Origin of the sequence: Sphingobacterium multivorum (genome assembly GCF_900457465.1) — a bacterium.
In the GTDB taxonomy this organism is placed as follows: Bacteria; Bacteroidota; Bacteroidia; order Sphingobacteriales; family Sphingobacteriaceae; genus Sphingobacterium; species Sphingobacterium multivorum.
This window is the reverse complement of record NZ_UAUU01000008.1, coordinates 46,866-69,748: the sequence shown is the minus strand read 5'-3', so window position 1 is coordinate 69,748 and position 22,883 is coordinate 46,866. Positions and strand designations below refer to the sequence as shown.

Here is a 22,883-nt window from a genome sequence, read left to right as displayed (position 1 = left end):
CCTCCTTTTTATAGATGGTTATAGCCTAATAACAATTGAACAGTAAAAAAGTTGTTTGTATGAGATGATTCACTATCAAAATGTTACGAAGTGAAGACAGCCCACTCCTACGCAACACTTCTGCTAAAACCAATCGTTGGCAAATGAGGCCTCACGCTGTTTCCAAAATCAATCAATCAATCAATCAATCAATCAATCAATCAATCAATCAATCAATCAATCAATGCAACCATAAATTAGGAGAAAAAAAATCGAATAACAAAATCCCAAAACGCGGTTGTCAGCAGCCCCACAACGATACTAAAACCGATCACCAGATTGACCAATTTGGTATTCAGATGGTATTGCTCGGCAATGATCCCTGAGGTTACCAAGGTTGGCATAGCCGCTTCGAATATACTGATCCGCGCAACAGCGCCCTTTACACCAAGTAGTAAAGCAAACAGTAATACCAATGCTGGGGCAAGAATCAATTTATAACTCATCGCTGTACTGATCTGCGAAATCTGTTGTCGCCAACCGTCAAACTTCAACTGTAAACCAATAGAAAATAAGGCCAAGGGTCCAACGGTCGCCACCAGCTTATCAAAAAAAGGCTCGGCAACTGAAAGATCAACCAATTGCGACAGCATTAAGGCTGTTATACAACCGATCAGGGGTGGAAAGCTGACTAACTTTCGAAGCATAAATTTGACATCGATCGCCTCGCCATCTTGGGCATTCGCTCGCAGTGCATTGATAAGTCCAGCTGTAGAAAGTAGAATAAATGTGGTTTGGTCGCAAATAATCGCAATCGGCAACTGGGCTTCGCCAAAATAGGCGATGATCAATGGAAAGCCAATAAAGGACGTATTGCTATAACCAGCGGCCAATTCCAAACTACTGCGCGAACGCTGTTTATAGTTTTTACGCCTACAGTACATTTCCATAAATAACCAACTACCTGCCCAAACGAGGATTGCCGAAAACACCGGAAACAGTAATTGCGATGACCATACAATCTTCGGAATATATTTGAAAGACACCGCTGGAAGGGCAAAATAAAGAATCCAGGTATTGATCCCTTTATGTGCTTCGGAATGAATTAAATTTGTTCGCTTTAACAGCATCCCTGCCGCGATGCAAAATGCAATCATTATAAAATTGACCATGTTTTATTACCATTTTATACGACACAAAGGTGCAATAGTACAGCAGGCAATAACATGTACAAATACATTATTTTTATGTACATTTACGGATATATAATCAGGAGAATAATGCGCAAAAAACAGTTTGAGCCTTTGCGGATCAGTGAATTTATTGAGGATAGCTTTCATTTACCTCCACATGAACAGAATTATTATGAGCTTGTTTATATTCGTTCAGGCAAAGGAACCCATGTGATCAACAGATTTGAACTGAACTATGAACGTGGTGATGTATTCTTAATTAGTCCGGCAGACAAGCATTATTTTAACATTGAAGAAAAGACACATTTTCTGTTTATTTTATTTACAGATACCTACTTCCTGCAGAATAAACGCAATCAAAAGCGCTATGCCTGGATTATGGAGCTGATGAATGACAGGGGATTAAAGGAACGCAAATTGGATATGGACGAGCATTATCGCCTGATTTACACTCATATCCTGGAAGCGGTCCGACTGTATAGTCATACCACAGTCAGCGAGCATTCGGACTGGCTATTTGACCAACTCGTCGCGATCTTTGGGCTCTTCAAAGAAATAGCAGAGACGCAACGTTTACCCCAGCAGCATGAACTATATGTTGACCGATCGATTTCGGCTTACATTCATCAGCATATTTTTTCGCCCGAACAACTTCAGGTCAGCCTACTGGCTCAGAAATTCAATATTGCCCCATCCTATTTTGGGACCTACTTTAAGAAGAACTTCGGCAGCAGTTTAAGAGCGTATATCAATACCTACCGGATCGAACTCATCGAGAACAGACTTAAATCCAAAGATTATACCTTGAAACAAATTGCTGCAGAACTCGGATTTACCGACGAGAGCCATCTTTCCCATTTCTACAAACGCGCCAGGGGATTTAGTCCTTTACATTATCGAACTCAGCGGACTAAATAGTAGGCTTTCCAGATAATACACCCTGTATACGCGGAAAAATTGCAATTGAATGGGCTAAATCTTGGGTGGAATGACGCTATAAAACTTCAAGCCCTCAGCTTCAAACTTCTTATACAATACAAGTAATACATCATTTTTAAAGGCAGAAGCATTGGCAGCAAAATTTACCCAGCCGGAAACACTCAGGTAAATCATCTCAGCACTGATGTCCTGTATACTGATTCCGCTATCTCTATCCTTGATAAAATGGTCACTGCTTTCCATCGCGTCTTTGATCCATTGTTTGGCTTGGTCCAAATCTGCTTTCCGATCGATATGGAGAACAAAACTTGTCTTGCTGTATTCTTGGGATAAGGTCCAATTGACAACCCTTCCCGACAGCAAATCACCATTTGGAATAATGACATCTGCACCATCACCTGTTTTTAAAACACTGGCGCGTATACCGATTTCCTTGACGCGCCCTTTTTTGTCGGCAAGCTCAATTTGATCACCAACGCGAAACGGCTTATCAAAAACCAAAATTATGCCCGAGACAAAATTATTGATAATATTCTGCATGCCGAGTCCGATACCAACACTCAATGCGCCAATCACGACCGTAAGTTTGTCCAAACTCATACCCAGGGCCGAGATGGCCATAAAGAAACCGATCAGAATAATGGCCAAGCGAAAGAGCGGAAATAAGGTCATCTTCTGATTATAGACCTGGCTGAGCTGACCGTCTTCACCACCAAGAACGATCAAACTAATATTTTTCTGAAACCAATTGGCCACCAACAGCAGTAAAACCGCTACACCAAGATTTCCTAAGGTAAAAGAGATGCTGCCGATGCTGCGTACTTTTCCGAAGAATGTTTCGCTCAATGCCAATAAACTTTCAATAAACTGTAAGTTATTTGCCAGGACAATGATCGCCAAAAGCACACAGACAATACGCAGAATTTCGGTGATGATAGCCAAGGTGCGCTGCTCGTTGAAACGCATCCAAAAACCGGAAGTCAGCCGATCTTTTTTAAACTGATTGCGGACATCCGCCTTAATCATATCCGAAAAATACTGCAGTGTAAAAGACTGCACCAGCCCCACAGCACAGGCAATACTAAAACTACGTGAATGCTCCACATGCCCGATAATATTCAGCGTAATTGCCGTCACGTTGAGTATAGCAAAAATCACATAAATAAAATTACTGATATAACCCGGACTATCCGCATTCTTTATACGCCGTTTCGTATAACTGACCAATCCTAAAGCAATCAAATTGAAGGCAATACAAACGATACGTAAAAACAGGTCATCGCTTACGATCATATTGACAAATACATCCAGGATATAGAATACAATAAGGATAATGGCAATTTTACGCTGCAATCCACTCATGCGATGCCTGAGCAAAAACATGAAGATTAACATGATGACCAATTGGGAAGCCTGCAAAATGAAACTTGGTGTAAAGAAGTTTACAAAAGGCAACAGTGTCAGGAGAAAAATAATGGTTTTCCCAACGATCGAATCAATCGCAAGTTTATGTTCAGGATGATTTTGCTGAAGGATATAAGACACCCGTACAATCCAGTAGCAATACCCCAATCCCAGTACAATTAACAGGATACGGCTCGCCCAATCTGTCCGATTCACATATTTGTCTATCGACTTATTGTTACTGTAATTACTCCGGATATTATTTAAGATCACATCTTTAGAGATGGCTGCCGTATTGGCTTTCCATATCGAACTTTTAGCGGTCACGGAATCGGCTTTTTTGTTTCCGCTTTTCATTTCGTGAACGGTTTCGATCCGAATCAGATGACGTTGATTTTTAGCTATAAGTTCATCAATCGTCCGATTGATCGCCTCCAGCGAATCTTGTTTTGCAGCTAGTTTAAGCTGCGCATTGTCGAGATATTGATACGCTCTACTGTGATTATTGGCACTGATATCATAGCGGTTGATCAGCGTTTTGATCTGATCTGCTGTCACATTGAGGCTATTGGAATAATTGCTGATACTGCCTTTAATAGACTTCAGCTGGCTGATTTCTTCATGGATACTATTTTTTATTAAAGCAATACTATCTTTAGCCGATCCAGCATTCGTTGTCAAGTAGCCATTGGATTTTTCATTCAGCTGCGCGATAAGCTCGGCCATGGAAGCCGTACGAATATTGGATAAAAAGTTTAGATTTACTTTGCGCAGATCATTTCGTAGCTCATTCCGCAGTGAGTCATTTCTAACGCGTGTCGAATCCACATTCGACCGTCTACTTAGGCTGCTATGGTTCGCCGTGCGATCGCCTATCTGATTCTTCCGAACCTGAACGGAGTCCTGTGCAAATCCGTGCAGCTGAAAAGTCAAGAGACTTAAGACAAAAATAAAATGCTTGACAATGCCCAATTTCATACTTCTAATTTTGTTGATTTTCTTTCCTGGCAATAGGTAGTCAAATGCCATGGAAACTACAAATTGCAAAGAAAGGACCAAAGGTTTTTCTCCGACAAAAATAACTTATCTCCTGTTAAAATCGAATAGCATCGGAGAGTTTTAGTTCTTCCAGCCGTTTTATTTTATCATCACGATAAAATAAATTCATCGTCTCAAAAGGAATCAACTTCAAGTCTTTATTGACGATGTGGACACAAGATTTCTTAACAGCACGAACATCAAAATCGTAGGCATCCATAAAATTCATAATGATAATGCGGAAAAGATTGTCGTAATCAAGATCAGGTGCGCACACTTCTGGCAAACAGCAAAGTAACTGGTTTACTTTTGGCTTTACCTTATCCACCGAAATTCCGGTACTAAATATATCCAGCAATTGCATCTGAACACCTTTGTCCTGTTCATAGACAATGGTATTGCGCGATTGGTTATTTAATAAAATAGCCGGATCAATATGCCGGGTCAAGGGTATCCGCTCATCGCCTATCTTCAGGATATAACCCATCGCCAACGCATCAGGATTACAAGGAACAGGAATAATATCATGTGGATCCAATAGGGAATATTGATTCAGAATTTCCTGACGCACCTCGGTCAGTGTCATTTTATGCTGCTGTGCATCGGTCGCATTTCGCCCGGCAATTTTCCACCGGTTGAAAAGTTACCCCGCGTACACATCGCTGTTGTAAAGCGTACTCCAAGATTTTACCAATTTCATCATCATTGTTCCCTTTTCTAAGACCACAACCAATGTTGTACTCAGATTGAGCGCATTTAATTTGTCAATGGCCTTTTTTCGGACATCCGTGAGATCTTTGCCCCGAAACTTTTCGAGCACGGATGGGCGAAAAGAATCAAACTGGAGATAGATTTCAAATTCAGGCGCATAGGTGGCGAGTTGCTCAGCAAAACCAGGATCATTGGCAATTCGGATACCATTCGTATTGAGCATGAGATGCTTAATAGGTTTTGTCTTCGCAATGTCTAAAATCTTAAAAAAATCAGGGTGTATGGTTGGCTCTCCACCGCTGATCTGAACCACATCTGGTTCACCCTCACTTTCGACGATTTTGTCAAACATCTGTTCAATCTCTTCCAGCGAGCGATGTCGTCCGTAGTGGGGCGACGACATGGCGTAACAAGTTGGGCAGGTCAAATTACAACGGTCGGTCACCTCAACAATGGACAAGCAGCTATGCTGCTCGTGATCTACACATAAACCGCAATCGTATGGGCAGCCATAATGTACTTCGTTGTCAAATTTCAACGGTGTTTCGGAGGCTTTATTATAATTCCGAATGTTCTTATAATAGTCAACATCCGTCGCAATCAGCGTTTTGAAAAAACCATGATCGGGACAGTTTTTGGTCATAAATACCTGTTCATCCTCGATAATAATCTTGGCACCCACACGCGAAAGGCATGTTGGACATAGGCTAATGGTATAATCGTAGTACGTATAGTTTCTTACTGGCATCGTTCTGATTTCTAGTTCATAAAGGTAAGTCCGCAGGCAAGCCCTCCTGCCAGCATTGCTCCAATTCCGCCCAACAATACTTTAAGCCAGGGATTGACATTAAACTTCGACTCCTTATTACCTGCTTTAATAATCGAGCCGATAATAATAACCAAAAGTGCGATGCCAATCACAATAGCACCTATAGTAAGAAGAAAAAGTCCCAACATCGCGGTACTTTCCGATCCAAATGATCCTTCAAGCAAATACATGATTCCTATTTTTTGATTAAACGTTCATTTTTTAATAAATAAATATAATAAATTATCACCACGATGCAGGTAATTTGTATGGTACTTAGCCCCAAAAGTATAATTGCCCGTGGCTTAATAAAGTCCAAAAGGAAACGAAAACTAAAATAACTAAGCATAAAAAGCTGAAACAACACACCATTTCGATAATTGTATCGTCGTTTAAAAAGTTGGAGCATTACAAATAAAAGCAGCAAAAATGCGATTTCATACAGCGCAACTGGATGCCGTTTGTAGGCATCGCCCAAGTACATCCCCAATGGAGAGGTAGTGGGTAAACCGTAGGTCTGCTCGAATACACCCGTGTAAAAACATCCTATCCTGCCAATGACAATTGCGGTAATTAAAGGAAAGACCATCCGATCCCCGGTACTTTCTTTTTTACCCATGATCTTTTTCATCCCTTCTACAGCAACCAAACCTCCTGCCAAACCACCGATTATCGTATTATTCACCCAGATGTAGGTCAATTTCTGTGTCGCATTGAGCAACTCAGCCGGACGCTCGAGGGAACCGATAATATGCGAGCCGATTAAAGCGCCTAAGCCGGCAGCAATAACAATAAGAAGTGAATTGGTATGCCCTAAACTTTCCTCATCCTTCCACTTGAGCAGTTGGTAATAACGCATCCCTATAAACATCCCCAACCCTTCCATAAAAGGATGTAAGAGAAATGTTTTTCCAAACAAATCTATCGTAACCGGAAATTCAATTAGCACAAGCATAAACAAGTATACGAAAGACGATCAACAAAATGATAAACAAAATTGCTCACCAAGCAGACAGGACGCCAGCATTTAAAAACAAAAAAAGCCAGTCCGAGAAATGGACTGGCTTAAGAATAATTATTTTACGACAGCTATTAAAGCTGATTGCTATACACAAACCGTATTTCCTCACGGAGGTTATAACGCGAAGCCATCACTTCGCCATAGGCGCCTGCAGAACGAATGGCAATTAAGTCGCCACGTTTTGAGACCGGAAGTGGCACTTCCTTACCAAAACAATCTGAAGATTCACAGATAGGTCCAACAACATCATAGTTAATGGATTCTACAGTGTCCACCGCACTGATATTCTCAATTTTATGATAGGCCTGATACAAGGCCGGGCGCATTAATTCAGTCATTCCGGCATCCAATACCAAGAAATTCTTCTTGACACCATTTTTGACATACAAGACACGGCTTACCAAGCTTCCGCATTGCGCAACCAAAGCCCGTCCCAATTCAAAGTGCACTTCTTGCTGTGCTGTACGCTCCAGGAAGCGGTCGAAAATATCAAAATAGGCTTCAAAATGGGGAATTGTATTTCCATCCGGATTTTTATAATCTATCCCCAATCCGCCACCGACATTCAATACACGGATTTGTGTACCGCGTTCTTCAAACCAGTTTTTCCATTCATTGACTTTCACACACAGGCTTTTGAATACGGTCATATCCGTAATCTGTGAACCGACGTGAAAATGAAGACCTACCAATTCAATAGACTCACATTTTTTAAGCACGGCTGCACATTTTTCCAAATCGGCATTGGGCACACCAAATTTGTTTTCATCAAGCCCTGTTGTAATATAATGATGGGTATGTGCATCCACGTTTGGATTGATCCGTAAAGCTACATTCGCTTTTACACCTTTCTTTGAGGCAAGCTCATTGATGACCTCAAGCTCCTGAATGGATTCAACATTAAACGCGAAAGATATTTTGATCGAGCGCGTAATTGATTTCCTTATCGGATTTACCAACTCCTGCAAAAGTAACTTTTTTTGGAATCAAAGCCACATTCAATGGCTTTCTTCACCTCATTGCCGCTCACACAATCCGCACCAAAGCCGACCGCTTGAATCGCCTTCAATAACTCGTCATTAAAATTGGCCTTTAATGCATAATGAACATGAAAATCCCCGTTTGTGCGAAGCAGCATGCGCAGCCTCCAGGGTCTTGTTTAACACATGCAGATCATAATAATAAAACGGCGTTTCTTTTCTCTGCAAATTTTCGCCGCGATACCTGTATTTATCATATAAAAACCTAATTCTTAAAATAAACGATTGTGCAATGAACGTAATGCTTCAGTTTTATGATCTGAATTCAATAGAATTGACACGTTAAAGTCTGAACCACCGTAAGAAATCATACGAACTGGAAGGTGTTTTACAGCATCAAGTACGCGAGCGGCATAGCCATGGCTATTCAAACCAAAATCCCCTACAACGCATACAATGGTCTGATCACCATCCACTGTTACTGAACCAAAATCTTCCACTTCTTTGATAATATCCGCCAAATTTGTGGTATCATCAATCGTCAAAGACACCGCCACTTCCGAAGTTGTGATCATATCGATTGGTGTTTTATAACGCTCGAATATTTCAAAGACACGGCGCAGGAAACCGTAGGCAAGTAGCATTCTCGACGAATGGATATGAATTGCTGTGATACCGTCTTTCGCTGCTATAGCACGAATACAACCTTTCTGCGCACCGTCTTTACTGATCAATGTCCCTTTTGCATTGGGTTCCATCGTATTCAACAACCGAACTGGAACGTTATATTTTTGCGCTGGGAACACCGATTGTGGATGTAAGATTTTAGCACCAAAATAAGCCAGCTCCGCAGCTTCATCAAAGCTTAGATGTGCAATCGGTGTGGTTCCTTTGACAACACGGGGATCATTGTTGTGCATCCCGTCGATGTCAGTCCAGATCTGAACTTCCTCGACACGGATTGCTGCCCCGATCAAGGAAGCCGTATAATCTGAACCTCCACGGCGCAAATTATCAATTTCACCAAAAGAATTACGGCAAATAAAACCTTGCGTGATAAATAGGGTATTTTCTGGACTCTGGGCCAAAAATATGGCTTAGCTTTTCGCCAATGTAATCAACCATAGGCTCATTGTCTTCATCAATTTTCATAAAGTCCAGGGCTGGCAACAGCACGGAATTTTACGCCAATTTCATTCAGGTAAAAATGCCATAAAGCGGTAGACATCAATTCGCCTTGTGCTAAAATAACTTTCTCCTCGATCGGTGTAAACAATTCGTTGGCCAAGGTAGAAATCAGGTTAAAATGGTAATCGATCAATTCTTTACCATTTTTTATATCCCTGTTCAGTACTGAAAAGTTCTTTAATAAGGTCTTCGTACTTATCCTTATGCTTCTTGACCAACTCTTTAGCTTCGTCCTTCTTACCTGCTGTGTAAGCTTGACCGATTTCAACCAAAGCATTTGTCGTTCCAGCAACTGCGGACAACACGACGATCTGACGTTCAGCAGGGTTTACAATATCCAACAACCCTTTGATACGTGCTGCACTCCCCACGGAAGTACCACCAAATTTTAAACTTTCATACTGAAAGTTACAATTATTAAATTTCTGTGTGCCAATATAGGCAATTCATGAATTTATATTAAAAAAAATGCGGCACAAAATCATGAAAGTTTTGTGCCGCATATCTGATATGTTACGCGGAAGAATTACTTCTTCAAGTTTTCGATCAGTAGACCGGCCAATTCTTCGCCGATTCTTTCTTGAGCTTCATTAGTTGCCGCTCCAATATGTGGCGTCAATGAAATTTTCGGATGTTTCAAAATCTCCTCACGTGGAGTAGGTTCGTTGTCGAATACATCTAAACCAGCAAATGCTACCTTGCCCGAATCCAATGCTTTCACCAATTCCAACTCATCAATAACGCCACCTCTAGAAGCATTGACTAAGCCTACACCATCTTTCAATAATGGGAACTCTGCAGCTCCAATCGCTGGTTTATCCAAAAATGGAACGTGTAAAGAGATAAAATCTGAAACTTTCAATAGCTCGTCCATCTCCACTTGTTGAATAGGCACGTCAACCTGGATACCACCTGAAAGTGTTATGGTCAACGCTTTTGGTCCTTCGAACAAATCGTATAAACCACATCCATCCCTAGACCAATGGCGATTTTGGCAACTTCACGACCGATACGGCCAAATCCAACGATACCGATCGTCTTACCACGAAGCTCCGTACCGGCACCATAAGCTTTTTTTAAGGGCGCCAAATTTTGTGTTGCCCTCAACTGGCATTTTTCTGTTGGCATCGTATAAGAAGCGGACACCATTCAATAGGTGAGCAAACACCAGCTCAGCAACGGATAGCGAAGATGCCGCCGGGGTATTGACAACAGCGATGCCTTTTGAACGGGCATATTCTACGTCAATATTATCCATGCCTACTCCACCACGGCCGATAACTTTCAAATTAGGGCAGCCATCAATCAGGGCCTGACGCACTTTAGTTGCGCTACGTACCGTGATTGCGTCATAAGCAAGAAGCTTTTCTGGAAGCTCTTCTTGTGGAATATGCGTTGTATCTACACTATGACCGGCATCTTCCAGCATTTTTTTTCCTAGTGGATCGATACCGTCATTCGCTAATATTTTCATCTTTATAATTCGTTTTTAAAGGTAGCAGTACCATTCAACTCATTGGAAGATCCAATCCCGTGAATACGATACGACCTTTATAATTCGTAATCTAACTAATTATTTATTCGTCAACTGTTAAATTTCAGCAACATGCATGCAGCCTTAGGCTGTATGCGTGTCCTCAAATTCTTTCATGGCATCAATCAACGCATTTACGCTGCTCAATGGTAAAGCATTGTAGATTGAAGCTCTAAATCCACCGACAGAACGGTGACCTTTGATGCCAATCAAATTACGTTCTTTCGCCAAAGCCAAAAATTCAGCTTCCAACTCTGGTGTATCCATCACAAAAGTAACATTCATGCGCGAACGGTCTTCTACAGCAGCAGTACCTTTGAATAATGGGTTGCGATCGATTTCATCGTATAAAGCACGTGCTTTGATGATATTCTCTTGTTCCAATACCGAAACACCGCCTTTTGCTTTTAACCAACGAAGGTTTAACATCGAAACAAAAATCGAATATACCGGTGGTGTATTGTACATTGAACCACCGTTGATATGCAATTGATAATCCAACATCGATGGAAGAATACGTCCTGATTTACCTAAGATATCATCTTTAACAATCACGAGTGTAACACCTGCAGGCCCCATATTTTTTTGAGCACCAGCATAAATCAAATCATAGTCAGCAACGTTGATCTCACGTGAAAAAATATCAGAAGACATGTCAACAACCACTGGTAATGCGGTTTCGGGTTTATCAAAAACCTCCGTACCGTAAATGGTATTGTTGGCTGTATAATGAAAATATGCCGCATCTGTTGGGATGGCATATCCCTTAGGGATATAGGAATAATTTTTATCAATCGACGAAGCTACAACATCTACTGTACCGAATTTTTTAGCTTCTTTTAATGCTTTTGTAGCCCATACACCCGTATCCAAATAAGCAGCCTTACCGCCTTCAGGTAAAAGATTCAACGGCGCCATTGCAAATTGCAAACTTGCCCCTCCTTGAAGGAAAAGAATCGAATATCCCTGAGGTACTGCCAATAACTCGCGTACTAATTGTGTGGCTTCATCTATCACTGCTTCAAACTCTTTGGAACGGTGAGAGATCTCTAAAATTGATAAACCGGTGTTGTTAAAATCAATTACAGCTTCTGAGGCTTGTTGAAATACTTCCTTTGGCAGAATACATGGACCTGCTCCAAAATTATGTTTCATTGATGTTATAGTTTGTTTGATTGCTATTTTTTAACCCTAGCTAAGCAATCCGTTGTTTAAAAACCAAAGGTAAAATAAAATTATATATTTTTCAACTAATCTGTTTTTTTATTGAAAATTTATAAAATTCTAAATGATTTCAATAAAAAGATCGCACAACAAACAGCTAATTCAATACAAAAAACATCAAATAAGCAACACTTTCCATGCCATATCTACCTGATTATCTTGCAAATACTCCTTAGCCTTGAGCTGAAGATGGGTATTACGAGAAGATTGATCACCAATAAAGGCATTTAGCAATTCGTAAATTTCAGGGAGACTCGTTATATCATCTACCTCCTGTGGCGTGGGTAAACGGTCGACCTGAGCCAACTTCATTTTTTCGTTCTCCGTAAAAACGGTCGATTCCTTTATAAAAAGTGGCAGCTGATTGTAATCCATAAAAAAGCAGAAATTTTATTCAAATTTCTGCTTAATATCTCAGAAAATAAAATTCTTATATTTTTTCAATAATTCGATCTGCAAATTCGCTTGTTTTGACCAAGGTCGCATCATCCATCAAATTGTAAAAATCCACCGTCACCGTTTTAGCCAATATCGTTTCTCCTAAGGCCTTAACAATTGCCGCCGCCGCTTCGGTCCAGCCGAGGTATTCGAATAGCATAACACCGCTTAAAATAACCGACGAAGGATTCATGGTATTGGTATTTGCAAAGCGAGGTGCAGTACCATGGGTGGCTTCAAAGACAGCATGCCCGGTTTTAAAATTGATATTAGCGCCCGGTGCGATCCCTATACCGCCAACCATTGCTGCCAGCGCATCAGAAATATAATCACCGTTCAGATTCAACGTTGCCACAACAGAAAAATCCCGTGGATTCAGCAGGATCTGCTGTAAAAAGTTGTCGGCAATCATGTCTTTAATCAAAATTTTACCGGAATCTAAGGCCACTTTTTGTTCTTGATTGGCAACCTCCACACCCTTTTCTTCTTTCGTTCGCTCCCACTGTCCCCACGTATAGGTTTTGTCGGCAAATTCCGTTTCAGCAACCTCATAACCCCAAATCTTAAAAGCCCCCTCCGTAAATTTCATGATATTTCCTTTGTGAACAATCGTCACGGAAGGCAAGTTGTGATCAATAGCATGTTCTATCGCTGCACGGACTAATCTTTGGATCCCTCTTCAGAAACCAGTTTGACACCGACGCCTGTCGTGGCCGAGAAATTGTAATCAATATCAAGCTCATCATGCAAGAAATCCTGGAATCTGTTGGCTTCAGCTGTTCCTTCCTGAAACTCTATTCCAGCATAAATATCTTCGGTATTTTCGCGAAAAAATCACCATATCCACATACTCGGGATGTTTGACTGGCGAAGGTACACCCTCAAACCATTTGTCGGGCGTTGACATACATAGAGATCCAAATCCTTACGCAACGCAACATTCAACGAACGGATTCCCCCGCCTACTGGCGTGGTGAGCGGCCCTTTGATTCCAACCAGGTACTCTTTTAATACATTCAACGTATCTTTTGGTAGCCATTCGCCTGTTTCGTTGAAAGCTTTCTCACCTGCCAACACCTCCTTCCATGTTATTTTTCCGTTGTCCGCCGTACGTTTTCTCCACCGCCTGATCAAAAACACGCACTGCGCATGCCAGAGGTCAGGACCAATGCCGTCGCCGATAATAAAAGGAATTGTTGGAAAATCTGGAACCTGTAAAGTTCCTTCACTTGACATTGTAATCTTATTTGACATAACCTTCAATTTTAACGGACAATAACTATCCCTTATTAAACATATTTCCGATTTCTTTGCTAATTTTTCTAAAGATTGGTGCAGCTTCAACATCTTCATATTCGTCGATGTGCGCATTTTCCACTCTACTAGGAAACACTAAAACAAGATTTTCGTTTGCATAAATACGATCTAATTTCTTTGCTACTCCATCCAGCGAATCCCGATAGGAAACTTCTCCATTTCTAGCCGACACAAAAATAAACATCGCATCCTCCTCCTTAAACGCTTTAAGGCCCTGTAAATTGTCCCAGTTGTCGTAATGTTTGAATGTGACAGGAACAGAATTTTTCAATTCGACGAGATGTTCTTCAATGGCAGCGGCAGAACGTGTATCAACCACAAAAGTGATAGACAGGGATAATTCCTGGGCAAACTTAACTACCTTCTCCAGCCAGTATTCGAAACCAAATTCCGCCTCGCACATCGGTGGTGCAAAAACGACAATCGACTTATTCGAAATAAAAGGTTTTTTAAAATGACATAACATCACATTAGCCGAGGTTCTATTTAAAATACTTTCCGTTTTCTCCCCGACAAACTTATCCATAAAATTGGCCGCACTTGGCCAGCCCAAAACAATACAATTGGCAGAAACCTCTTTTGGCCGAACGTGCAACCCCGCTGGCAATGTTTAAATCTATTGTAGCACTTATATTCACATTTGTTTCACTACCCGAAGCATACCTGACCATATTGTCCAGGTTCTTCCGTGCTTTGGACATGTTTAATTGTGCCTGTTCATTATCTTTCACAACGGACACAATATTGACAGGATAGGAACATTTCTTGCTTTTAATATAGGTTGAAAAATCCAGAATCGGCTCCATATTATCCATATTAGCGATAGAAATCAAGATGTTTTCATCTTTTTCCTTTACCACATCGGTATGTTCTTCGTCCTGTTCGCCATCCATAACCACTTTACGTGAGGCATTTCCCGTCACCACCGTGGCGACAATGCAGGTCACCAAAATCAGCAGAATCGTACCATTAAGCACATTCTCATCGATAATGCCGTTCTTATGTCCAACCATAATAACGGCCAGTGTTGCCGCAGCATGTGCACTACTTAAACCAAATATTAGGTTACGTTGACCACGGCTGTATTTAAAAACAATCTGTGTCAGCCAGGCGGCCACATATTTTCCGACGATAGCCACAACGGTCAGTGTTCCGGCAATAATAAGGGCCTGCGGCCCTTTCAAGATCACGCTGACATCGACAATCATGCCCACAGATATCAAGAAGAAAGGAATAAAAATCGCATTACCGATAAACTCGATCCGATTCATCAAAGCCGAAGAATGTGGAATCAGTTTATTGAGGGCCAGACCGGCAACGAAAGCCCCAATAATCGGCTCAAGGCCGGCAATTTCTGCCAAAAATGCCGCAAAAAACACAACCGAGAGAACGAAGATATAATTGGACGTCTTCTCACTCCCCAAGCGCTCAAAAAACCATTTCGCGATCCTCGGAATAACACCAAACATGATAAACAGAAAGATAGCAAAGGAAATCGTCAGGGTAATCCAAAATTCATTACCTATATTTCCCTGAGAAACGCCAGTAATTACAGCAAGAATAATCAGCACGGCCGTATCGGTCAGGATTGTTCCACCGATCGTAATCGCAACAGCCTCCATTTTTGAAATACCATAGCTATTGACGATGGGATAAGAAACCAGCGTATGGGTAGCAAACATGCTTGATATCAACAAACTCGGCAAAACACCGTAACCCAATAAAAAGTGACAAACGGGATAGCCAATACTGATCGGCACGATGAATGTCAAGAAGCCAAAGAGCAAGCTCTTATTTTTTGTCTTTTTAAATTCATTCATGTCCAACTCGAGCCCGGCAATAAACATGATATAGAGCAGGCCTATTGTTGAAAAAAGCGTTATGGCCGAGTTTTTTTCCAGCCAATTTAGTCCATGCGGTCCAATAATAACGCCGGATATAATTAATCCTATAATCCCCGGAACCTTAATCGGTCGCAGTACAATCGGTGATAACAGGATAATAAAAAGTACCAGTGAAAATATAAGTACAGGATTTTGTAAAGGTGCTTCGAAGGCGTGGGAAATATGCTCAAAAGTTTTATTCATATGTGCTTGTATACTAGCCGTAAAATATAAATACTTATTTTTCTATACAGCTCGAAAAATAGTTAACAGCACTAAAAATACGATTTTTTAAAGAAAGCGAAGCCTAAAAAGAGTGTTACTTAAAAGAAATGGCTTTAATCGGACTAATTTTGGTAATTAGCATTGACGGAATAAATAAAGAGATCATTCCGATAAACACAACAGCCAAATTGACAAGAATCACATCAGACCATTGAAGTTGAACGGCCACATAGGAGATATAGTAGGTCTTCTCATCCAATTTAAAGAAATGGGTAAAATCCTGAAAAAAGTAAAAACCGAGGCCAATAAGATTACCGATTAACAATCCGAGGCCGATCAGGTACAAGGCACTGTACATGAAAACACGGCGAATTCCGGCATTGTGATACCCCAAAGCCTTTAAAATACCGATCATTGAAGTCCGCTCAAGAATGGTGATCAGCAAGGCGGAAATCATATTGATAATAGCTACCACCGTCATCAGTATAAAAATGATTTTGGTGTTCATATCCAGCAGTTCCAGCCATTGAAAAATATCGGGAACCTGATCCTTGATATTGATTGCCTGCATATCGATAGGCAACAGGTCTTCAACCTTGTTTGTTGTCCGTTCGAGCTGACTAAAATCTTTGATCCGAATCTCATAGCCCCCTACCTCATGATCATCGAGGTTGCTCAGTTTGCGGATGACATTGAGAGACCCGATCACATAGACCTTATCTAATTCTTCAGAGCCTGTATTAAAAATGCCCTTAATGACAAATTTACGTTTGCGTATAGGATCCTGCACGAAATACATAATAAAATCGTCACCGACTTTTAAGAGCAATCGATCTGCGAGATACTTAGAGACTAAAATCTGATTATCGGCATTATCCGATTTAAAGTCTATCATATTCCCTTCCACCAGCATACCTTGAAACGGCTGCTGATTATACAATGAATCGATACCCTTGAGAACCACGCCTTCCACTTCATTGTTGACATTGATGATTCCGGCCTTGGTTGCAAAGGAACTGATGGAATTGACTTGAGGAATTGCCAATATGGACTTGCGGACCTCCGGTGCAAGTGTTATGGGCGAATTTTCGTAAGACTTATTCAGGTCGTAACGTAAAACCAATACATCGGCAAAAAAACTCCGTTGCTTACTGATAATCTCTCCCTTAAATCCGCGCAATACCGCAATAGATATAATAATCGCTGCAATAGCAAGAGCAATGGCACCAATAGTCACCCGAACGATCAATTTTGAGAACGTTCTTTTTCCAGAAAATGCGATCCGATTTGCTAAAAAATAAGGAAAATTCAAGCTTTCAATATATTTATGTAACTTCGCAAAGTTATAAAAATTTGTTATTTACAAAACTAAAATGACAAATTATTAGGTGTTTTTCAGTAGGCTATTCAACGAGGAGGCCCCTGCACTGGTTTAAAGAGTTTTATAAAAATTTTCAAGTATTATGCGTATTATTTTCATGGGTACTCCCGATTTTGCTGTAGCTTCACTTGAAGCACTGATTCAGTCTGGCGAACAAGTTGTCGCTGTGGTTACTGTACCGGATAAACCTGCAGGACGCGGACAAAAAATACATGAATCTGCGGTGAAAATATTTGCTAAACAACATAACATCCCAGTTCTTCAACCCGTGAAACTTCGCGATGAAGCATTTCTGAATGACCTCAAAAGTTTTCAGGCGGACCTACAGGTTGTGGTGGCATTTCGTATGCTACCTGAGATCGTCTGGAATATGCCTAAATTTGGAACGATCAACGTCCATGCCTCACTCCTTCCACAATACCGGGGTGCAGCACCGATAAATCATGCCATCATCAATGGAGAGAAAGAATCGGGCGTAACGACATTTTTACTACAGCACGAAATCGATACGGGAAACATCTTATTGTCGAAGAAAGTTGCCATCAAAGAAACAGATAACGCCGGTGATCTTCACGATAACCTCATGGTGGCTGGAGCAGAAACGCTCCTTCAAACCATCCAGCAATTGAAGGCCGGAACCTTGCAGCCTAAACCTCAAGACGTCCTTCTCACCACGGAGCCGCTCAAACATGCACCAAAAATTTTCAAAGAAGACTGTAAAATAAACTGGGATCAGCCCACTGCGCAGGTTTATAACTTCATTCGCGGTTTAAGCCCTTATCCAGCGGCATTTACCCTCTTAAATGATAAGGTACTAAAAATCTATCGCGCAGAAAAAGAGCTTGCCCATACAGCTACAATACCGGGAACCGTAGAAACTGACAAGAAAAGTTTCTTAAAAATTGCGACACAAGACGGCTATATTGTCATTTCTGACCTTCAACTCGAAGGCAAAAAAAGAATGAATGTAGTCGATTTTTTAAAAGGCTATCGATTTTAACCTTTTTCATCACCACCATCATAATATTGCAGCAGATCACCAGGCTGGCAGTCTAGCGCTTTGCATATCGCTTCAAGAGTATCTAATCGCAATGCCTTCGCCTTTTGATTCTTGATGATTGAAAGATTGGAAAGGGTAATTCCGACGTTGTCACTCAATTGGTTAAGCGACATCTTTTTCTCTTTCATTATTTTATCCAAGTGAATTAAGATTGGCATAATATAATTTTTATTCTTTTAAATTTATTTAATGTCACTAATAAAACAAAAGATCCATCTTTTTGTTTTATCATAAAATTATCATTTTAAAATAAATTTGAGGAATGCATGGTGCATAATAAATCAGCTGCCGACGAGTTAAATTGTTTAGAACAATAAAAAAAATTAAACCTTTTAGCTCTTTAAATATCAAACAGTTGAATATTACAGCAACAGATAAGAGGAAAAAAAATATTAAAATGGAATAGTTTTTGATGATTAAAAATTGAAACTCAAAAAAGCCTAACTCATTAAATATGAGTGGCTAGATAATCAATTTTCCATTAATAATTCAAAAATTTTTCGTATTTTCGCAAACATTTCTTAGAGAGGAGAATTAATAAAAATTAATGAGACAGCTCAAAATTACACAATCTATCACCAATCGTGAGTCACAGTCTTTGGACAAATACTTACACGAAATTGGTAAAGTAGACTTAATTACAGCAGAAGAAGAAGTAGAATTAGCACAGCGTATCCGCGAAGGCGATCAAGTTGCCTTGGAAAAATTGACTAAAACCAACCTTCGTTTCGTAGTATCAGTAGCAAAACAATATCAAAATCAAGGTTTAACCTTAGGTGATTTAATCAATGAAGGTAACCTGGGCTTAATTAAAGCGGCTAAACGTTTTGACGAAACAAAGGGGTTTAAATTCATTTCTTATGCCGTTTGGTGGATTCGCCAATCTATTCTTCAAGCAATTGCTGAACAATCGCGTATCGTACGTCTGCCATTGAATCAAGTTGGTTCATTGAGCAAAATCAGTAAGGCTTTCTCAAAACTAGAACAAGAATACGAACGGGAACCATCTCCAGAAGAATTGGCGGATATCCTTGAAACTACAGTAGACAAGGTTTCGGATACGCTAAGCAACTCTGGCCGTCACGTATCTATGGACGCTCCCTTTGTTCAAGGTGAAGAAAACACACTTTTGGACGTTTTGGAGAACCATGATCCAGACACAGACAGTTCTTTGATTGATGAATCTCTGTCAGAAGAAATCAAACGATCATTGGCAACATTAACAGAAAGAGAACGTGAAATTATCGTGCTTTTCTTTGGCTTAGGTTCCAATCACCAATTGTCGTTAGAGGAAATCGGAGAAAAATTCAATTTAACACGTGAGCGCGTTCGTCAGATCAAAGATAAAGCTCTTCAACGTTTGAGACACACTTCAAGAAGCAAAATCTTAAAATCCTATTTGGGTTAACAAGAGATACTTATTAGACATTTTGGCAATCCCAATCAGAAATGGTTGGGATTTTTTGTTCCTAATTTTTTGGCCAATAAAAAAGGGTTGCCTACTACGCAGGCAACCCTTCTGTTTTCCAGGACTCCTGTTATTTAGAATCCGGCATCAAAATAAATTCAAAAAGTCGATCTCTTTTCAAATATTTTCCGGCAACATCCTGCACCGACTTCGAAGTTACCTTCTTCATATTGTCTATTCTACGTGTATATCGTGCAAGATCAAGATCATTCTGATAAGAACTTGATATATAATTCAGCCAATAACCATTTTCACGAAGATTTAACTCATTTTGTCGCTGCTGTTCCGCTAGGAACTTTTCGATATCTCCATTTTCAGGGCCTTTTTCCTGAATCTTTTTTACTTCATCCAAGGCCGAAGTGATTAAAGCATCAGCCTTATCTACTGCCGAACCAAAACCAATGGAGAAAGCATAACGTGCTTTTGGCAGCTTACTGAAGCTCGCCCGAGCGCCCACGCCGTAAACTCCACCTTCTTTTTCACGGAGTCTTTCCAACAATTTGATCGTCAACACACTCTCCAAGGCTTCCATATTCACATTTTCAATTTCATTATAGGTATAGTCCCCATAGTAGGCCAATTGCGTACTTGCCTTCTCCTCTTTGCCTTTATGAACAACTACGCGCTCGCCCTTGCTCGGCTCCAGAATATTTAAATCCTTGTAGCTTTCTCCTCTTTTAAGGGCCGGCAATGAAGCCAGGTAGGTTTCTAAATAAGGCTTGATCTGATTCTCGTCAAATGACCCCACAATTGTAAACACAAAATCCGAAGCATCAGCAAATCGTTCTTTGTAAATTGCCAAAGCACGCTCCCGATCAATTTTATTGATCGTTTCTACCGTTGGGTTTTGCCGGCGGACATTGTTGCCATAAAGCACTTCTTTCACTTTATCCGAGAATACATTATTTGGATTGCTCAACCTATTTTCCAAAGATCCTTTTGCCCGGGTCATGGTACTCTGGAAAATATCCTGATCCAATCGAGGCTCGGTAAAATAACCATAAATCAATTCAAAAGCATTCTTCAAGCCTTCTTTATCTGTACTACCTGAAATACCTTCGTAACGTTCGGAGATATACGGAGAGATGGAGACATCTTTTCCTGAAAGATACTTCGTAAGCTCAACGTTGTTCATTTGTCCAACGCCGCTTGCATCAATTAAAGAAGACGCATTGGAGGCTGAGAAGTAGTCTGCATCACTATAGCCTGATGTTCCACCCGGACTATACGCCATAATCTGTATCTCATCATTTTTAAAGTCCGTAGGCTTTAAGATTACTTTCACACCATTGCTTAAGATCAATTCTTTCGCTTGAACGGCGTCAATACTTTTTGACGATAAAACAGTGCCTTTTACGGGCTCTTTTGAAAGCAAGGGAAGATTGGAAACTTTATCTTCATATGCTGTCACGGGACTCTCTTCCACGGCTTTTACCCAGCCCGTCACGGTAGACTCAGCGGGTAAATTGGCCTTATCCTTTTCTGGCCCCATAACTAAAACATCGCGGTTCAGATCGGTATAATATTTTTTCACCAAACCATTCACTTCCGACAGTTTCAAGGTTGGTAACAGCTGTTTTGTCAAACGATAAGCGTTTTCATTACTTAAAGCAGGTTCATCATCAATAAAATAATTGAGATAACGGTTTACATAGCTATCCGACTTCTTTTTATCACGCTCGATAAATGACATCTCGTTACCCTTTTTCATATCGGCGATGGCACGATCCAACTCCGTCTGTGTAAAACCGTATTTTTGAATGCGCTCAAATTCGGTTAACATCGCTTTAAATCCGGATTCCAACTCGCCTGGTTTAGGCACTACCAACAATGAAAAAGTATTAAGGTTAGCAACAAAATCGCTGATACTTCCACCTGCCTGCATAAAAGGAGGGTTCGGTTGTTGCATCAATTCAGAAAAACGCCCCGCGATCATCTGATTGAACACATTCTTCAACAGCTCGTTTCTGTAATCTCCTACCGTGGAAACCTTTTCTTTTTCGCTTTTGATCAAAATCTGTGCAACAGTGTAGGGCAGTTCCGGATCTGAAATAGCCAAGAACTGGTTCTTGTTTAACAGATCGACCCGATATTTTTTACGCTCCAACGCTTTTTTGGGCATTTTCATATCGGAAAACAATACTTTCACCCTTTCTTCCATCTCCTTGGGATCAATATCTCCAACGATGATCAGGGCCTGTAAATCCGGGCGATACCAGTCTTCATGGAATTTGCGTATTTCTGTGTAGGGAAATGTTTTCAGTATCTGTTCAGTTCCGATCGGCAAACGTTTGGAGTAAAGGGAACCATTGAGCAACATCGGAAAGTATTGATCCTGTAAACGCTGCTGTACTCCTCTTCCACCTCGTTTTTCTTCGAGAATAACACCCCGTTCTTTATCAATTTCCTCGCCATCCAACAAAGCGTCCTGAGCCCAATCGCGCATTACCTGCAAACCATTTTTTAAAAGTTCAGGATCGTCAGAAGGAATGGGCAGCTGATAAACGGTCTGGTCAAAGCTGGTATAGGCATTGAGGTCCGATCCAAATCGAACCCCCGCTTTCTGCAGGTAGTTAACCAATTCATTCTTTGGAAAGTGCTTCAGGCCATTGAAGTTCATATGTTCTAAAAAATGGGCCAAACCAAGCTGTTTTTCATTTTCTAGAATAGAGCCGGCCTTCATACCCAAATACATGGTAACACGGCCTTTAGGCTCGCTATTTTTACGAATAAAGTATGTAAATCCATTTTTCAGTTTCCCTGTGATGACTTCATTGTCGAAGGGTAATTTTTGATTCAGGGCCAAACTATCTTGGGATAGAATCGCGCGCGCTTCCGCGGTTAACGTGGTTGGCATTTTTGCTTCTGCTATATAGAACGTAGCCGGTAATAGAAAAGCTAATGCGAGTGGTTTAATGAATTTCATACAAAAAAATGTCTTTTTTCAGTTATTTTTGCTAATTGTTTTATATTAGGGTAAACGGAACAGGAGATCAATTGTCCCGATAAATCGTAAAATACAGATTAATACTTTTTTCATTATCCAAGGAGGAATCGGGACCCGCTATAAGGGAACGTCTCTTTGTATTACT

General features: G+C 40.6%; 18 protein-coding genes and 3 pseudogenes. 3 read left to right on the top strand and 18 right to left on the bottom strand.

Annotated features, from left to right (window positions below; genetic code table 11):
• Positions 1 to 236 precede the first annotated feature (236 nt).
• The gene (locus DTA23_RS08750; protein ID WP_112374454.1) at positions 237 to 1,151 is read right to left on the bottom strand and encodes an AEC family transporter; all 915 of its coding nucleotides are present in this window, start codon (positions 1,149 to 1,151) and stop codon (positions 237 to 239) included.
• A gap of 108 nt (positions 1,152 to 1,259) precedes the next feature.
• On the opposite strand from DTA23_RS08750, the gene DTA23_RS08745 reads away from it, so the two are divergent.
• Positions 1,260 to 2,090, top strand: coding sequence for a helix-turn-helix domain-containing protein (locus DTA23_RS08745; protein WP_172462362.1), 831 nt, complete (start codon positions 1,260 to 1,262; stop codon positions 2,088 to 2,090).
• A 54-nt stretch (positions 2,091 to 2,144) separates the two neighbouring features.
• On the opposite strand, the gene DTA23_RS08740 is transcribed toward DTA23_RS08745, so the two are convergent.
• The 15 genes and pseudogenes from DTA23_RS08740 to DTA23_RS08685 all read right to left on the bottom strand — a co-directional run bounded on the left by DTA23_RS08740 (position 2,145) and on the right by DTA23_RS08685 (position 17,194).
• Positions 2,145 to 4,544 carry a mechanosensitive ion channel family protein gene (locus DTA23_RS08740; protein WP_239468704.1) on the bottom strand — a complete coding sequence of 800 codons (2,400 nt, stop codon included), beginning with the start codon at positions 4,542 to 4,544 and terminating at the stop codon, positions 2,145 to 2,147.
• Positions 4,545 to 4,608: 64 nt separating this feature from the next.
• Positions 4,609 to 5,139, bottom strand: a complete 531-nt coding sequence (locus DTA23_RS28780) for a hypothetical protein (protein WP_256603175.1) — start codon at positions 5,137 to 5,139, stop codon at positions 4,609 to 4,611.
• Positions 5,140 to 5,196: 57 nt separating this feature from the next.
• Positions 5,197 to 6,012 (bottom strand): radical SAM protein, encoded by an 816-nt coding sequence (locus DTA23_RS28775; protein ID WP_256603171.1) that lies wholly within the window; start codon positions 6,010 to 6,012, stop codon positions 5,197 to 5,199.
• An 11-nt stretch (positions 6,013 to 6,023) separates the two neighbouring features.
• Positions 6,024 to 6,263 carry a hypothetical protein gene (locus DTA23_RS08730; RefSeq protein ID WP_046675824.1) on the bottom strand — a complete coding sequence of 80 codons (240 nt, stop codon included), beginning with the start codon at positions 6,261 to 6,263 and terminating at the stop codon, positions 6,024 to 6,026.
• A 5-nt stretch (positions 6,264 to 6,268) separates the two neighbouring features.
• On the bottom strand, positions 6,269 to 7,027 hold the full coding sequence (locus DTA23_RS08725) for a prolipoprotein diacylglyceryl transferase (protein ID WP_112374452.1): 759 nt from the start codon (positions 7,025 to 7,027) through the stop codon (positions 6,269 to 6,271).
• A 137-nt stretch (positions 7,028 to 7,164) separates the two neighbouring features.
• A pseudogene (lysA, locus tag DTA23_RS08720) lies at positions 7,165 to 8,343 on the bottom strand (diaminopimelate decarboxylase).
• Positions 8,344 to 8,345: 2 nt separating this feature from the next.
• Positions 8,346 to 9,698: pseudogene (locus DTA23_RS08715) on the bottom strand (aspartate kinase).
• Positions 9,699 to 9,787: 89 nt separating this feature from the next.
• A pseudogene (locus tag DTA23_RS08710) lies at positions 9,788 to 10,735 on the bottom strand (D-2-hydroxyacid dehydrogenase).
• 144 nt (positions 10,736 to 10,879) lie between these two features.
• The gene (gene serC, locus DTA23_RS08705) at positions 10,880 to 11,950 is read right to left on the bottom strand and encodes a 3-phosphoserine/phosphohydroxythreonine transaminase (RefSeq protein WP_070569687.1); all 1,071 of its coding nucleotides are present in this window, start codon (positions 11,948 to 11,950) and stop codon (positions 10,880 to 10,882) included.
• Positions 11,951 to 12,136: 186 nt separating this feature from the next.
• A complete protein-coding gene (locus DTA23_RS08700; RefSeq protein WP_070569685.1) occupies positions 12,137 to 12,394 on the bottom strand; it encodes a hypothetical protein in 258 nt (85 codons plus the stop codon).
• 55 nt (positions 12,395 to 12,449) lie between these two features.
• Positions 12,450 to 13,073: an isocitrate/isopropylmalate family dehydrogenase gene (locus DTA23_RS28770; protein WP_256603168.1), complete on the bottom strand. Its 624-nt coding sequence runs from the start codon at positions 13,071 to 13,073 to the stop codon at positions 12,450 to 12,452.
• 218 nt (positions 13,074 to 13,291) lie between these two features.
• Positions 13,292 to 13,711: an isocitrate/isopropylmalate family dehydrogenase gene (locus DTA23_RS28765; protein ID WP_256603167.1), complete on the bottom strand. Its 420-nt coding sequence runs from the start codon at positions 13,709 to 13,711 to the stop codon at positions 13,292 to 13,294.
• Between the two features lie 25 nt (positions 13,712 to 13,736).
• Entirely contained in the window at positions 13,737 to 14,300 is a 564-nt protein-coding gene (locus tag DTA23_RS28760; protein WP_256603165.1) for a hypothetical protein, read from the bottom strand.
• Entirely contained in the window at positions 14,293 to 15,861 is a 1,569-nt protein-coding gene (locus DTA23_RS08690) for a cation:proton antiporter (RefSeq protein WP_256603164.1), read from the bottom strand. Before DTA23_RS08690 ends, DTA23_RS28760 begins: the two co-directional genes overlap by 8 nt.
• 115 nt (positions 15,862 to 15,976) lie before the next feature.
• Entirely contained in the window at positions 15,977 to 17,194 is a 1,218-nt protein-coding gene (locus tag DTA23_RS08685) for an ABC transporter permease (protein ID WP_070569678.1), read from the bottom strand.
• A gap of 151 nt (positions 17,195 to 17,345) precedes the next feature.
• Here DTA23_RS08685 and fmt point away from each other — a divergent pair, with 151 nt between their 5' ends.
• Positions 17,346 to 18,263: a methionyl-tRNA formyltransferase gene (gene fmt, locus DTA23_RS08680; protein WP_112374451.1), complete on the top strand. Its 918-nt coding sequence runs from the start codon at positions 17,346 to 17,348 to the stop codon at positions 18,261 to 18,263.
• On the opposite strand, the gene DTA23_RS08675 is transcribed toward fmt, so the two are convergent.
• Positions 18,260 to 18,481, bottom strand: coding sequence for a helix-turn-helix domain-containing protein (locus DTA23_RS08675; protein ID WP_046675813.1), 222 nt, complete (start codon positions 18,479 to 18,481; stop codon positions 18,260 to 18,262). The genes fmt and DTA23_RS08675 overlap by 4 nt on opposite strands.
• Before the next feature lie 389 nt (positions 18,482 to 18,870).
• Between DTA23_RS08675 and DTA23_RS08670 the strand changes: the two genes are divergently transcribed.
• On the top strand, positions 18,871 to 19,731 hold the full coding sequence (locus tag DTA23_RS08670; protein ID WP_028068906.1) for a sigma-70 family RNA polymerase sigma factor: 861 nt from the start codon (positions 18,871 to 18,873) through the stop codon (positions 19,729 to 19,731).
• Between the two features lie 130 nt (positions 19,732 to 19,861).
• On the opposite strand, the gene DTA23_RS08665 is transcribed toward DTA23_RS08670, so the two are convergent.
• Positions 19,862 to 22,717 (bottom strand): M16 family metallopeptidase, encoded by a 2,856-nt coding sequence (locus DTA23_RS08665; protein WP_112374450.1) that lies wholly within the window; start codon positions 22,715 to 22,717, stop codon positions 19,862 to 19,864.
• Positions 22,718 to 22,883: the final 166 nt, after the last annotated feature.